The sequence below is a fragment of the Wocania ichthyoenteri Th78 genome, assembly GCF_000789235.1.
GTDB lineage: Bacteria > Bacteroidota > Bacteroidia > Flavobacteriales > Flavobacteriaceae > Wocania_A > Wocania_A ichthyoenteri.
Map to the genome: position 1 here is coordinate 2,452,774 of NZ_KN525716.1, position 13,649 is coordinate 2,466,422.

Genomic DNA, 13,649 nt, shown 5'->3' on the forward strand with positions numbered 1-13,649 from the left:
TATGAATAACAATAAAGTTACAAACAATCTTATCCCTATACTTATTATAGCAAGGTTATTTTTTATTTTCGGGTTTGTAACTTGGATTAATGGAGCTCTAATTCCATTTATGAAAACCATAAATGGGTTAACAGATGCTCAATCCTATTTTGTTGTATCAGCGTCCTATATTTCATTTGTTGTCATGGCGCTGCCAGCTTCTTATATTATTAATAAGATTGGGTTTAAAAAAGGCATGTCTGTAGGTTTAATTATAATGGCTATCGCAGTTTTGGTTTTTATACCTGCAGCAGATTCAAGGACTTACTGGGTATTTTTAACGGGCATATTTATTCAAGGTATAGGAATGACCTTATTACAGACTGCAGCAAATCCATACATTACCATTTTAGGCCCTATAGAAAGTGGTGCAAAACGAATCGCTACTATGGGAATTGCTAATAAAACAGCAGGAGCATTGGGGTCGTTAATTTTTGGAGCTATTTTACTGTCTGGAATAGATGAAGTTAAAGAGAAATTAGGAAGCGCAACGCTTGAAGAAAGAGATGTGCTTTTGGATACTATGGCGGATAGTGTTTTTGTACCATATATTATAATGGCAATAGTTTTAATGGTTCTAGGATTACTAATTCTAAAGGCACCTTTGCCTCAGGCTGAAGTTGATGAAGTTAAAGAAACAAAAGATGGAACAATTTCAAAAACCAGTATCTTTCAATTCCCACATTTATGGCTTGGAGTTTTGGCATTGTTTGTTTACGTTGGGGCTGAAGTGATTGCGGGAGATACCATTATAGCTTACGGGATCTCATTAGGTTTACCAGCAGCAGATGCCAAGTTCTTTATGACACTATCACTTTTAGCTATGGTTTGTACCTATGCTTTAGGTGTCATATTAATACCAAAATATATAAAACAAGAAACAGCCTTAAAAATAAGCGCCGCTTTGGGTATTATTTTTAGTCTATGCATTTTATCAACTACTGGTGGTTTTACTTCTGTAATGTTTGTAGCTGCCCTAGGTTTAGCAAATGCTTTAGTTTGGCCTGCTATTTGGTCGCTAACATTAATTGGCTTAGGTAAGTTTACTAAAACAGCATCTACGTTATTAATAATGTCAATTTCTGGCGGAGCCATAATACCTCATTTGTACGGAAGAATGGTAGATGCTAATAAAAAGAACTTATTATGAATGGAATAAAAGAGGGTGGTGCTATAGCTACTGCTGCTACAAGTAGCTATTGGATTTTAATTCCATGCTATGCTTTGATTTTATTTTTTGCGATTTGGGGGCATAAATATAAAAGCTGGACAAGGAAATAATTTGTTAAAACAATCAAGAAATAAAGACAAAACTATGTTAAAGAGCAGTATAGATAGAGCGACTGGATTCGAGAAGCGATTTGAAAATATAGGTACCATCGTATATGAAAACTCAATGACAGCTTCCAAAGTAGTCGCTAAAGAAATAGCAGACCTAATAAGAGTAAAACAAGCGCAAAAGCAACCTTGCATATTGGGTTTAGCTACGGGGTCATCTCCAAAAGGATTGTATGCTGAATTGGTTCGTCTTCATAAAGACGAAGGTTTGAGTTTTAAAAACGTGATGTCATTCAATTTAGATGAGTACTATCCAATGGAACCAGATTCTGTGAATAGTTATGTCCGTTTTATGAAAGAGCAATTATTCAATCATATTGATATATTGCCTGAAAATTATCATGTGCCAGATGGGTTATTACCTAAGGTAGACATATCAGATTATTGTGATGCCTACGAATCTAAAATAGAAGCTTTAGGAGGTATCGATTTACAAATCTTAGGAATTGGCGGAAACGGCCATATTGGATTTAACGAATCAGGGTCTTTACAAAACTCAAAAACACGTTTGGTAGCCCTAGATCATATTACAAGGGTGGCGGCTAGCGGAGATTTCTCAGGGTTAGACAACACACCTAGAACAGCCATTACATTAGGTGTAAAAAAGATAATGGAAGCTAGACGCGTAATTCTGATGGCTTGGGGAGAAGGAAAATCAAACATCATAAAAGCTTCAATAGAAGGACCAATAACAAATCAAGTACCAGCATCCTTTTTGCAAGAACACAATAATGCCACTTTTGTTTTAGATAAGGAGTCTGCTTCAAAACTTACACGGATTAATACACCTTGGTTGGTAGAAAAAGTTAATTGGACAGGTAAGCTTATTAGAAAAGCTGTTTTAGGATTAGCACTCCATTTAAAGAAACCTATTTTAATGCTTACAGATGCCGATTATATAGAAAATGGTATGAGTGATTTACTTGCAGATTCAGGTCCAGCTTATGACATTAATATTAAAATATTCAACAAATTACAACATACTATTACAGGTTGGCCAGGGGGAAAACCCAATGCCGATGATAGTAAAAGACCAGAGAGAGCAGAACCCGCTAAAAAACGTGTACTTATTTTTAGCCCACATCCAGATGATGATATCATAAGTATGGGAGGAACATTTAAACGATTACAAGAACAGGGACATGAAGTGCATGTTGGCTATCAAACCTCGGGAAATATAGCCGTAGCAGATGATGAAGTATTAAGGTTTGCTAGATTTGTATGTGATTATAATAATAAGTTTGGCATAAAGAGTTTTGAAGCAGAAAATATTTACGAGAAAGCTGTTGGGTTTTTGAAAAACAAAAAGTCTAGTGAGATTGATACTATGGAAGTTAGATATATAAAGGGGCTTATAAGAAGGGGGGAAGCACTAGCTACGTGCCATTTTGTAGGTGTTCCAGATGAACAAATCCATTTTATGGAGTTGCCTTTTTATGAAACAGGAACCATTGAAAAAAAACCTTTAGGGGAAGAAGATATTCAAATAACTATGAATCTGATTGGAAAAATTAAACCACATCAGATATATGCAGCAGGTGATTTGGCAGATCCGCATGGTACGCATAAAGTGTGTCTAGATGCCATCTTCGCTGCCGTTAAAAAACTAAAATCTAAAAAGTTCATGAACGATTGTTGGGTTTGGCTGTACAGAGGAGCATGGCAAGAATGGGGAATTGATGAGATTGAAATGGCAGTACCATTGGGGCCGGATCAAGTACTAGAAAAACGCAAAGGTATTTTTAAGCACCAATCACAAAAAGACGGAGTCGTATTTCAAGGAGCCGATAGTAGAGAGTTCTGGCAACGAGCAGAAGACAGAAATAATGAAACCGCTGATTTGTATCACGAATTAGGCTTACCTCATTATGCTGCAATGGAAGCTTTTGTAAGGTGGATATATTAGAATTTTTTTATGAGTTAGTTTGATATTAGTTGTTTGAGTTTAGTTTAGTCAGGACTACTTCTTGATGTTTTTTCAGAATTGTATACATCATGGTAGTCCGCTAACTCAAATGTGTTTATTTATTTTAAAAATAGTTTCTTTTACTTCGGATTTATAAAAAAGAACATGGATTTTAATGTTAACATATTATTTACTAAGCCTGATTATAAATGGGTTCAAAATGTGCCTATACAAACTATTGATGTATATTATAAATTTATTAATTGGGTAGCAGGAGAATTCAATTTACACCTTCAAGAAGAGTCCTCAGGTTTAAAAGTATATTACCCTGGTGAGTGGTTTTGTATTAAAAACATTAAACAATTTGAAAGAAACGATAATATTGAGATTATCATAATGAGTAAATCCAAAAAAGTATGTGTAAAAAAAGGTATTCAATTAGTTTCTATTTATAATTAGATAATAAAAATTCACACATTAAACCCTTCAATTAATTTAAGCCAAAAACATGCAAACAGCATTATTCAGTCCACCAATATTATTGGTCTTAGAAATATTTGATATTATAAAATAAATGATATTAATGGCAGATTGCGGGTCTAAAAAAAAGGATTGGATAATAGCAGATCAAATAATAGTCATAATAAAAGAATCCACCGGCATATTTTCGCAAGCTAATCAAAGAGGTTGCACTGTTGTGTCTTTTGTAAGAGCACTAATTGATAATCCAATTGAAAATTTAAATTTACAATATAAATTTTAAGAACTAACAAAATCCCTATATGACTAACAAAAACAAAAAAAAATACTGGAAAGAGAATCAAAAATACTTAGCCATAATCTTATCAATATGGTTTGTGGTTTCCTTTGGTTTTGGAATCATTTGGGCTGACGAACTTAATAATATAAAATTAACCGGTTTCAAATTAGGCTTTTGGTTCGCGCAACAAGGATCTATTTATGTGTTTGTGGTATTAATTTTCGCATATATAAGAATCATGAACAAACTAGACAAAAAATATAACTTCGATAAATAATGATGGATTTACAAACTTGGACTTGGATTATAGTAGGCATTACATTCACCCTTTATATAGGCATCGCTATTTGGACAAGAGCAAGCTCTACAAAAGACTTTTATGTGGCTGGAGGCGGTGTGTCACCATTAGCCAACGGTTTAGCTACTGCAGCTGATTGGATGAGTGCAGCGTCCTTTATATCGATGGCAGGATTAATCTCATTTAGTGGTTATGACGGCTCAGTATATTTAATGGGCTGGACAGGAGGCTATGTATTACTGGCATTACTTCTAGCACCTTACTTGCGCAAATTTGGAAAATTCACGGTTCCCGATTTTATAGGAGATCGCTACTACTCAAATGTAGCCAGGAGTGTAGCAGTTATTTGTGCCTTGTTAGTGTCATTTACTTATGTGGCAGGACAAATGCGTGGTGTGGGTTTAGTCTTTTCAAGATTCTTAGAAGTCGATATCAATACAGGCGTCATCATAGGTATGATCATCGTTTTGTTTTATGCGATTTTAGGAGGTATGAAAGGGATCACGTATACCCAAGTCGCACAATACTGTGTACTCATATTTGCCTTTATGGTACCAGCCGTTTTTATTTCCATCCAAATGACAGGAAATCCTATTCCACAAATGGGACTCGGTGGTTCAGATGCTAATGGTGTTTTTCTTTTAGAAAAGTTAGATAGTTTGCATCGCGATCTTGGATTCGCAGAATATACTTCTGGTAGTAAATCGAAGCTGGATGTGTTTTTTATAACCGCAGCTTTAATGGTGGGAACCGCAGGATTACCACATGTTATTGTTCGTTTTTTTACAGTTAAAAAAGTAAGTGACGCTCGAAAATCTGCAGGTTGGGCACTATTGTTTATTGCCATTTTATATACCACAGCGCCAGCCATAGCTGTCTTTTCAAGAATAAATTTAATCGAGACAGTTAGCAATAAAGAATATGAAAATCTACCAGATTGGTTAAGTAATTGGGAAACTACAGGTTTAATAACATTTGATGATAAAAATAAGGATGGCAAAGTTCAATATGTAGCAGATGCCAATATAAACGAACTTACTGTAGATAAAGATATTATGGTATTGGCTAATCCAGAAATAGCTAAACTTCCTAATTGGGTCATAGCTTTAGTAGCTGCAGGTGCATTGGCAGCAGCTTTATCTACAGCTGCTGGTTTGTTACTAGTTATTTCTGCATCGGTATCTCATGATTTAATTAAGAAAATGATTAAACCAAATATTTCAGAAAAAGGTGAGTTGATAGCAGCCCGCTTATCTGCAGTCGTTGCTGTATGTGTAGCGGGTTATTTTGGTATTAATCCACCAGATTTTGTAGCAGCCACGGTAGCATTAGCTTTTGGGTTGGCTGCAGCATCCTTTTTTCCAGCAATCATTCTAGGAATTTTCAACAAACGCATAAACAAAGAAGGCGCTATTGCAGGCATGGTTATAGGTGTTTTACTCATGCTGTTTTATATGATGAAATTTAAATTTGAGTGGTTTGGTGGTGGCACTAAAGCAGATTGGTGGTTTGGGATATCGCCCGAAGGATTTGGAGCGGTAGCAATGATAGTAAATTTTATTATTTCATTAATCATTTCAAAATTTACTCCAGCACCACCAAAAGAGGTGCAAGAAATTGTTGAAAATATAAGAATTCCAAGTGGTGTGGGAGAAGCTACACATTAATAGTGATAACTATTCAACAGAATCAATAAAGACATGAGAAAAACCCACATACTAATATTTGTTTTAGCATTTATTTTAATGGGCTGTTCAGGGGTAAAAGAATTATCTATAAATTTTTCAGATTTTGAAATTGAATATTGTGGAAGAGTAGATACTACTAAAATTAAAGCAGCAGAACTATATTGGTCTGGTACTTCAATAAAGATGAATTTTGAAGGCGAGTCAATTCAGGCATTGTTAAAAGATGAGTCTGGAGATAATTATTATAATGTAATTATAGATAATGATAGTGTTTTTATTTTAAGACCAGATAAAATAAAGCAATTCTATCAACTGGCCTCAAACTTGCCAAAAGGAAAACATTCAATAGAAATTTTTAAAAGAACTGAATGGAATAGAGGCAAAACTAGCTTTTATGGTTTTAAAATTAATAATAAGGCTAGATCATTACCAAAACCAGCACCCAAACAGAGAAAAATAGAGTTTTATGGAAATTCCATAACAGCAGGTTATGCGATTGAAGATCTTTCAGAAAAAGACTCACCAGACAGTACTTACACCAATAATTATTTGAGTTATGCTGCCATTACTGCCAGACACTATGATGCCGAATATCAATGTATTTGTAAGAGTGGTATTGGTATAACAGTGAGCTGGCACCCATTAATAATGCCAGAAATGTATAATAGATTGATTCCTGAGGATAGCACTAGTCAGTGGGATTTCTCTTTATATCAACCTGATATGGTTGTAGTTAATCTATTACAGAATGATTCTTGGTTGGTCAATATGCCCGAATATGCAGAATTCAAAAAGCGATTTGGAAACAAAACACCAGATGAAGAATATATTATAAATGCCTATCAGCAATTTATAGTAGATTTAAGGAGGCATTATCCTAATACTAGCATTATCTGTTCTCTTGGAAGTATGGATGCCGCTAAGGAAGGTTCAAAATGGATTGATTATATTAATTCCGCAGTAACAAATCTTAATGATAAAAAGATCTACACTCATTTTATGCCCTACATCAAAGCTGCAGCACATCCGTCAATTGAAGATCAACAAATAATGTCAAATAGTTTAATTGAATTTATTGATAAAAATATTGATTGGTAATAAGGAGCCATATTGTGTAATAAAATACGATACTAATGTTTAAGTCAAAAATTTAAAAAAATCACATGAGCAACTACCACATAAAACATTTAGAGGAATACTATCAAGTATACAGAAAATCTGTAAGAGAACCAGAAAATTTCTGGGAAGAGGTAGCCGAAGAACATTTTATGTGGCGAAAAAAGTGGAACAACGTTTTAAGTTGGGATTTTAGTAAACCAGAAATTAAATGGTTTGAAGGAGCACAGCTTAATGTTACAGAAAACTGCATTGATAGACATCTAGTAACTCGTGGTGATAAAACTGCTATAATTTTTGAACCCAATGACCCAAAGGAAAATTCAGAACATATTACATATAAGCAACTGCATGAGCGTGTATGTAAATTTGCAAATGTTTTAAAAAATGAAGGTATAAAAAAAGGAGATAGAGTTTGTATTTATCTTCCCATGATACCAGAATTAGCAATTTCGGTATTAGCATGTGCGCGAATAGGAGCTATTCATTCTGTAGTATTTGCCGGATTTTCATCAACAGCATTATCTACAAGAATTAATGATTCAGATTGTAAAATAGTCATTACTAGTGATGGGTCTTATCGTGGTGCAAAAACTATTGATTTGAAAACTATTGTAGATGAAGCATTAGAAAGTTGTGATGGTGTGAAATCGGTATTGGTTGTAAAGCGAATCAACTCAGATATTCAAATGAAAGATGGTCGTGATAAATGGTTACAACCGCTTTTGGATAACGCTTCCGCTGATTACGAAGCAGAAATCATGAACGCTGAAGATCCATTGTTTATTTTATATACATCTGGCTCAACAGGAAAGCCAAAAGGGATGGTGCATACCACAGCGGGTTATATGGTTTATACCGCTTATACTTTTAAAAATGTATTTCAATATAAAGAAGATGATGTGTATTGGTGTACTGCCGACATAGGTTGGATTACCGGACATAGTTATATTGTTTATGGTCCATTAGCAAACGGAGCCACTACGGTTATGTTTGAAGGCGTACCAAGTTACCCAGATTTCGGTCGCTTCTGGGAGATTGTAGAAAAACATAAAGTGAATCAATTTTATACGGCACCAACTGCCATTAGAGCTTTAGCAAAACAAGGTTTGGAATTGGTTGAGAAATATGATTTATCATCGCTTAAAGTATTAGGTTCAGTTGGCGAACCCATAAACGAAGAAGCATGGCACTGGTATAATGATAACATAGGAAAAAAGAATAGCCCAATAGTAGATACCTGGTGGCAAACAGAAACTGGCGGTATTATGATAACACCTATACCATTTGTAACACCAACAAAACACACTTATGCAACTTTACCATTTATAGGTATACAACCAACGTTAATGGATGAAAATAGAAACGAATTAAAAGGTAATCAAGTAGATGGAGGATTGTGTATAAAATTCCCATGGCCATCTATGGCGCGAACTATTTGGGGTAACCATCAAAGATATAAAGACACGTATTTCTCCACTTACGAAAATAAATATTTTACAGGCGATGGTGCCTTGAGAGACGAGGTAGGTTACTATAGAATCACAGGTAGAGTAGATGATGTTATTATAGTCTCGGGGCATAACCTAGGAACGGCACCCATTGAAGATGCTATCAACGAGCATCCGGCAGTAGCTGAATCTGCTATTGTAGGTTTCCCGCATGAGGTAAAAGGAAATGCCTTGTATGGTTATGTAATTTTGAAGGACACTGGAGAATCTAGAAACCATAATAATCTAAGAAAAGAGATAAATCAAATTATTACCGAACATATCGGACCTATTGCGAAGCTGGATAAAATACAATTCACCAAAGGTTTACCAAAAACACGTTCAGGGAAAATTATGCGACGCATCCTTAGAAAGATAGCGTGCAAAGACACGAGTAACTTAGGAGATACAAGCACTTTATTAAATCCTGAGGTTGTGCAGGATATTATAGAGAATGTGTTGTGATTAAATAATTTAATATCAAATGTTTTCCTATATAACTCATCATTTAAAAAAAGAATGAGTCATTATACAAGACGCTAAAATTTATTAAAAAAAATCAATGAATAATATATATTAAAAAGCATGTAGATAACCACTAAAATTTAATTTTTTCTAAGAACATTAATAGCTATCCAAGTTAATACCCCCAAACTTGAAGGTATGTTATATGAAGAATTATTAAAGTCTTTTAATGAAGAATTAGAAGACATACATCTTAGGATTTCAACCCCTATGGAAGAAGCAAACCTAGTCATTGCTCTCTGTACTCTCTCCTTAGCGAAATTCCAAAAAGCCGTCGAAAAGCATGGCTTTCAAAGTATAGATAAGGAGATTAGCTTTTTCAAATCTGTAAAGGTCATCCCTATGCAATATTTAATCTACTATACGGAGCTTCGTTCTTGTGAGTTAAACATGCCAAAAGGAGGGGAGCTTTTGCAAATACAATTTTTAGAAAACTTAGAAAAAAAGGTTAATCAATTCTTTAATAAGCATAAAGAGTTTTTAGTATATCTAGAACTAGAACACACGCTTTTAGATAAATATTATTATACCCGTAAATATTTAAATAAAATTCAGTCAATCAAAACGTATCCGTATTATAAAGACCCTAACTTTAATACATCTCATGATGCCTTACTTGCTAGAATTCATGGTTTTGAATTGTTTTCCAGTTACATTATCCAAAGAAAATTTAATATAGAGCATAGCATAAATAACTTCATTGAAAAGAAACTAATATGGAGTGGAAGTTATGCAGGCTTTATAGAATTTGTATATGGCTGTCAAGCCATGGGATATTTTAATGATGGTAATGCTGAAACCAGCAAAATTGTTGAAATATTAGGCGATTTTTTAGGGATTGATAAAGGTAATTCCTCCAGAACCTACAATGAAATTAAAGCTCGAAAAGGATTAAGAATCAAATTCTTTGAAGAAACTGGAAAAAAATCACTTCGTAAAATGGAAGATGAAGACGGCTTAAATTCATGAACTAACAAGACCGAACTCGGTTGAGACTCGGTTTTTACTTTTCAAATTTATTTTGTGCCATATTGATATTCAATTTGTCTGTTTTCATACTACAAAACAGGCCAAAAACCATCAATTCTAAAGATGTTAAAATAAGACCGAACTCGGATCAGACTCTGTTAAAAACTCAAGAATACTTTTCAATTTTGTCAAACGAAAGTCAAATCAGAACAAAGACGTCATCTAAAAATATAAACATGACGGCTTAGTTTATAAAGCACAATTAACGTATGGCAGCAACAATTATCACTACTGAAGATTTAATAGAATTTAAAATGGAATTGCTTGATGAGATTAAAATTCTACTGCAAGATCATTCAGGACAACATCGTAAAAAATTACTAAAATCCTCAGACGTTAAAAAACTTCTGGGAATCACTTCAGGAACGTTACAAACACTTCGTGTCAATGGGACGCTTCCTTACTCAAAAATAGGAGGAGCTATTTATTACGACTACGATGAAATCCGTAAAGTTTTTGAACAGAATAGAGTTGATAATAAATTTTAAGCCGATTTGGAGCCTATCAACTACATCAAGCACCTAAACGGTGTATTTCAGCAATTCTCAAAGGACAGTCGGTTGAACCCTACACATATTAGTTTATATGTGGCATTATTTCAATTGTGGAATACCAACCATTTTCCTGAGGAGTTCCATATCAATCGGGAAGAGGTGATGCAATATTCCAAGATTGGATCAAAAACCACTTACCACCGCTGTATCAAAGAATTAAACCATTGGAACTATTTAATTTATTACCCATCTCACAACCCGTTTAAGGGAAGCAGAATCAAGATGTTCAATTTTGGTACAAGTACTGGACAAGCCCTGTACCAAAGCAATACCAAAATTGGGACAAGTGATGAACAAGTTCTGTACCCAAGTCATATCAATATCGGGACAAGCAATGGACAAGCGCTGGTATCTATAAATAAACATATACAAACTATTAAAAACAATATAAACGTTTCTAAACTTGACCAGCCAAAAAATAAAAATGAGGTAATTGATTTTTTTAAAAAGGAAAATTGGGACTCTAAAGAGGCATTAAAGTTTTTTAATCACTATAAAGGTATTGGCTGGAAAGTGGGTGGCAAATCAAAAATTGTGGATTGGCAAGCAACAGCTCGCAACTGGATGTTAAAAACTGATGAAATAAGAAAAGAAAAAAACAAAGTTGCAGTTGACCAAAATCGAGACAACCTAAAAACCACTTCGGATAAAAATTATAACGCGCCTTTATGAACCCACAAACCCCACATATTATAACCGAAGGCACTGTGCAGTATAATCTGGGAAACCTTACAGGCAAACATATCCACTATGATTTTAAAAAAATATTGAATTACCTAAACGCCAAAGGGAAACTGTTGTTCGGAAAAAAATTTAAGATTCATGAAGGGGATGAAATCATTATTTTTAAACTCTGTATTTATTTTATCAAGGACTACGACTATTGCAAAAAGTTCGATATCGATTTAAATAAAGGCGTGCTCTTGAGTGGTCCTGTTGGGTGCGGAAAAACCAGTCTGATGACCTTGCTAAAACATATCGTACCACACCAAAAACCTTATGAAGTGATTCCTGCACGTAACATCGCTTTTTCGTTTAACAGTTTGGGTTATTCGGTCATTGAGAATTATGGCGACCATAATTTCTATTGTTTTGATGATCTGGGAGTGGAACCAACAGGAAGACACTTTGGGAAAGACTGCAATGTGATGGGGGAAATTCTACTCTCTAGATATGACCTCTTTTTAAGAAACAGCATAAAAACCCATGCGACCACGAATTTGAATGCTGAAGAATTGGAAGATCGTTATGGGAATCGAGTGCGCTCCAGAATGCGCCAGTTGTTTAATTTGGTTGGGTTTGACAAGGGGAGTTCGGATAAGCGGATTTAATAAACTACTACAGTTACTTTCGATATGTTTTGAGCCAAACTTTTAACTCCAGAAATAAAACCTTAGCGATATCCTTCAAACTCTTAACAAGGGCAATAAACAATTTATTCATAATTCATTATTTAAATAATTATCAATACCCAACAAAACAGCCAAGGCTATAGCTCTAATATTTTCAAGTTTATAAAAATAACGGGCTTCATCCACATGAGTTACAAAACCCACTTCCACGAGTACAGCTGGGCAAAAAGCAATCGTTTCCCGCAGCACTTGAAAATTAGCCAACTTGACGCCCCGTTCTTTAAAACCTAATTTTTGGGTGCCTTCATTTAGTACAGATAAGCTCAAGGCAATAGACGCTTTAGTATTAACATAATTTGACCGATGTACATAAACTTCCATCCCTCTGGATTTACGATTAGAAGCGTTACAATGCAGTGAAACAAACACATCTGCATCTAATGCTTTAGCCAATCGGCTTCTATCTGACAATGAAATCAAAGTATCTGTATACCGGGTCAAATACAAATTTAAGTTAGAATTCAAAACACTTTTATTTAATCTTAACATGGTTTTAGCAATGTTTAAAACCACATCCTTTTCCTGAATGTTATTAATTCCAATGGCACCAGAGTCTATTCCTCTATGTCCCACATCAATAACAATCCGTTTTTTAGTGCCCTCATTTTGACCAAAAGTGATGCACATTTTTAGTAGTACTAGGAGAAATACGACGTTTTTATGCCTCATTTTATTTTTTGGTTTCAAGTTATCAACATCTCTTTTTAGAAATTCTATAAAATTTGATGCCAAACCACATCAAAAAATCACAATACAAATCAAATAATATTTTATTAACAATTCATTGATTGTCAAGTAATTATAATCAAATATACAGTATTTTTCGAATATCAAAACCATTTAAAAAATACATTATGTTTTACATGAAAAAATCAATTTATCTGACTTTAGTATTACTACTCGTGTCTATTTCAACTTTTGCACAAATCGGAGGCATTGAAGATTCCGTTAATGATGTATCGGATACCATCCGATCCATTTTCCCAATTATTTTGGGTGTTATCTTCTTAATAGGCTTCCTTTTTAATGCTGGACACTTCTTTGGAGAAAACGCCGATTTAAAAAAGGGCATTACCCGTGTTTTGGTATTTGTACTCATTGCTGGAGCTGTAGTTGGCATCTTTACCTATCTAATTACCATCGTAGTCTAGACCCATAATGGGCATTTGAGTATTAAGCACAAGGCGGAATAAAATGAAAAAATTTGAGATTTATAAAAATATCAGAAAGCGTGCAGTGATTATGGGCTTGCCCATAGCACTGTTCGCCCTTATGATGACTGCCGTTATCGGCTCACTATTGTTTGTCATTTTCTCATTTAGTTTTTCAATTATCATTGGTGTTTTTGTTTTTAATGCAGGGTTGTATATCGCTTTAACACATGTCACTAAAAACCCGGCACTATTCCATTTCAAAAAAGTGTTTCCAAGCAGTATTAGTAACAAAAAAGTAAGCCAACTACCTTATGAAGCCCATAATGGCATTATAAAATAA

The 13,649-nt window shown here is 34.4% G+C and carries 13 protein-coding genes and 1 pseudogene; 13 read left to right on the forward strand and 1 reads right to left on the reverse strand.

The features are described from left to right. Nucleotide 1: 1 nt before the first annotated feature. The 11 genes and pseudogenes from RG22_RS10605 to RG22_RS10660 all read left to right on the forward strand — a co-directional run bounded on the left by RG22_RS10605 (nt 2) and on the right by RG22_RS10660 (nt 12,074). Nucleotides 2-1,320: pseudogene (locus RG22_RS10605) on the forward strand (sugar MFS transporter). Between the two features lie 34 nt (nt 1,321-1,354). Further along, a complete protein-coding gene (gene nagB, locus RG22_RS10610) occupies nt 1,355-3,283 on the forward strand; it encodes a glucosamine-6-phosphate deaminase (protein ID WP_034045991.1) in 1,929 nt (642 codons plus the stop codon). A 165-nt stretch (nt 3,284-3,448) separates the two neighbouring features. Then, entirely contained in the window at nt 3,449-3,742 is a 294-nt protein-coding gene (locus tag RG22_RS10615) for a hypothetical protein (RefSeq protein WP_034043031.1), read from the forward strand. Nucleotides 3,743-4,065: 323 nt separating this feature from the next. After that, on the forward strand, nt 4,066-4,320 hold the full coding sequence (locus RG22_RS10625) for a DUF4212 domain-containing protein (protein WP_034043035.1): 255 nt from the start codon (nt 4,066-4,068) through the stop codon (nt 4,318-4,320). A gap of 2 nt (nt 4,321-4,322) precedes the next feature. Then, nucleotides 4,323-6,008 carry a sodium:solute symporter family protein gene (locus tag RG22_RS10630; protein ID WP_034045993.1) on the forward strand — a complete coding sequence of 562 codons (1,686 nt, stop codon included), beginning with the start codon at nt 4,323-4,325 and terminating at the stop codon, nt 6,006-6,008. 33 nt (nt 6,009-6,041) lie between these two features. Next, entirely contained in the window at nt 6,042-7,127 is a 1,086-nt protein-coding gene (locus RG22_RS10635; protein WP_034043037.1) for an SGNH/GDSL hydrolase family protein, read from the forward strand. A gap of 65 nt (nt 7,128-7,192) precedes the next feature. Beyond that, a complete protein-coding gene (acs, locus tag RG22_RS10640) occupies nt 7,193-9,100 on the forward strand; it encodes an acetate--CoA ligase (RefSeq protein ID WP_034043039.1) in 1,908 nt (635 codons plus the stop codon). 198 nt (nt 9,101-9,298) lie between these two features. Then, nucleotides 9,299-10,129: an RteC domain-containing protein gene (locus RG22_RS10645; RefSeq protein ID WP_034043040.1), complete on the forward strand. Its 831-nt coding sequence runs from the start codon at nt 9,299-9,301 to the stop codon at nt 10,127-10,129. Between the two features lie 269 nt (nt 10,130-10,398). After that, a complete protein-coding gene (locus RG22_RS10650; protein WP_034043042.1) occupies nt 10,399-10,677 on the forward strand; it encodes a helix-turn-helix domain-containing protein in 279 nt (92 codons plus the stop codon). 6 nt (nt 10,678-10,683) lie between these two features. Next, nucleotides 10,684-11,415 carry a hypothetical protein gene (locus RG22_RS17665; protein WP_081997708.1) on the forward strand — a complete coding sequence of 244 codons (732 nt, stop codon included), beginning with the start codon at nt 10,684-10,686 and terminating at the stop codon, nt 11,413-11,415. Next, the gene (locus RG22_RS10660) at nt 11,412-12,074 is read left to right on the forward strand and encodes a P-loop NTPase family protein (protein ID WP_034043044.1); all 663 of its coding nucleotides are present in this window, start codon (nt 11,412-11,414) and stop codon (nt 12,072-12,074) included. Before RG22_RS17665 ends, RG22_RS10660 begins: the two co-directional genes overlap by 4 nt. A 108-nt stretch (nt 12,075-12,182) precedes the next feature. Here the strand turns inward: RG22_RS10660 and RG22_RS10665 are convergent, their stop codons facing one another. Beyond that, a complete protein-coding gene (locus RG22_RS10665) occupies nt 12,183-12,782 on the reverse strand; it encodes an N-acetylmuramoyl-L-alanine amidase family protein (RefSeq protein WP_081997797.1) in 600 nt (199 codons plus the stop codon). Nucleotides 12,783-13,018: 236 nt separating this feature from the next. Between RG22_RS10665 and RG22_RS10670 the strand changes: the two genes are divergently transcribed. Then, nucleotides 13,019-13,306, forward strand: a complete 288-nt coding sequence (locus RG22_RS10670; RefSeq protein ID WP_034045997.1) for a hypothetical protein — start codon at nt 13,019-13,021, stop codon at nt 13,304-13,306. Nucleotides 13,307-13,349: 43 nt separating this feature from the next. Continuing rightward, nucleotides 13,350-13,649, forward strand: a complete 300-nt coding sequence (locus tag RG22_RS10675) for a hypothetical protein (protein ID WP_034043046.1) — start codon at nt 13,350-13,352, stop codon at nt 13,647-13,649.

Coding starts and splice junctions, on each gene's coding strand:
- RG22_RS10660 (WP_034043044.1), top strand. CDS start 11,412: ATGAACCCACAAACCCCACATATTATAACCGAAGGCACTGTGCAGTAT.
- acs (WP_034043039.1), top strand. CDS start 7,193: ATGAGCAACTACCACATAAAACATTTAGAGGAATACTATCAAGTATAC.
- RG22_RS10615 (WP_034043031.1), top strand. CDS start 3,449: ATGGATTTTAATGTTAACATATTATTTACTAAGCCTGATTATAAATGG.
- RG22_RS10650 (WP_034043042.1), top strand. CDS start 10,399: ATGGCAGCAACAATTATCACTACTGAAGATTTAATAGAATTTAAAATG.
- RG22_RS10635 (WP_034043037.1), top strand. CDS start 6,042: ATGAGAAAAACCCACATACTAATATTTGTTTTAGCATTTATTTTAATG.
- RG22_RS10665 (WP_081997797.1), bottom strand. CDS start 12,782: ATGTGCATCACTTTTGGTCAAAATGAGGGCACTAAAAAACGGATTGTT.
- RG22_RS10645 (WP_034043040.1), top strand. CDS start 9,299: ATGTTATATGAAGAATTATTAAAGTCTTTTAATGAAGAATTAGAAGAC.
- RG22_RS10625 (WP_034043035.1), top strand. CDS start 4,066: ATGACTAACAAAAACAAAAAAAAATACTGGAAAGAGAATCAAAAATAC.
- RG22_RS10670 (WP_034045997.1), top strand. CDS start 13,019: ATGAAAAAATCAATTTATCTGACTTTAGTATTACTACTCGTGTCTATT.
- RG22_RS10630 (WP_034045993.1), top strand. CDS start 4,323: ATGGATTTACAAACTTGGACTTGGATTATAGTAGGCATTACATTCACC.
- nagB (WP_034045991.1), top strand. CDS start 1,355: ATGTTAAAGAGCAGTATAGATAGAGCGACTGGATTCGAGAAGCGATTT.
- RG22_RS10675 (WP_034043046.1), top strand. CDS start 13,350: ATGAAAAAATTTGAGATTTATAAAAATATCAGAAAGCGTGCAGTGATT.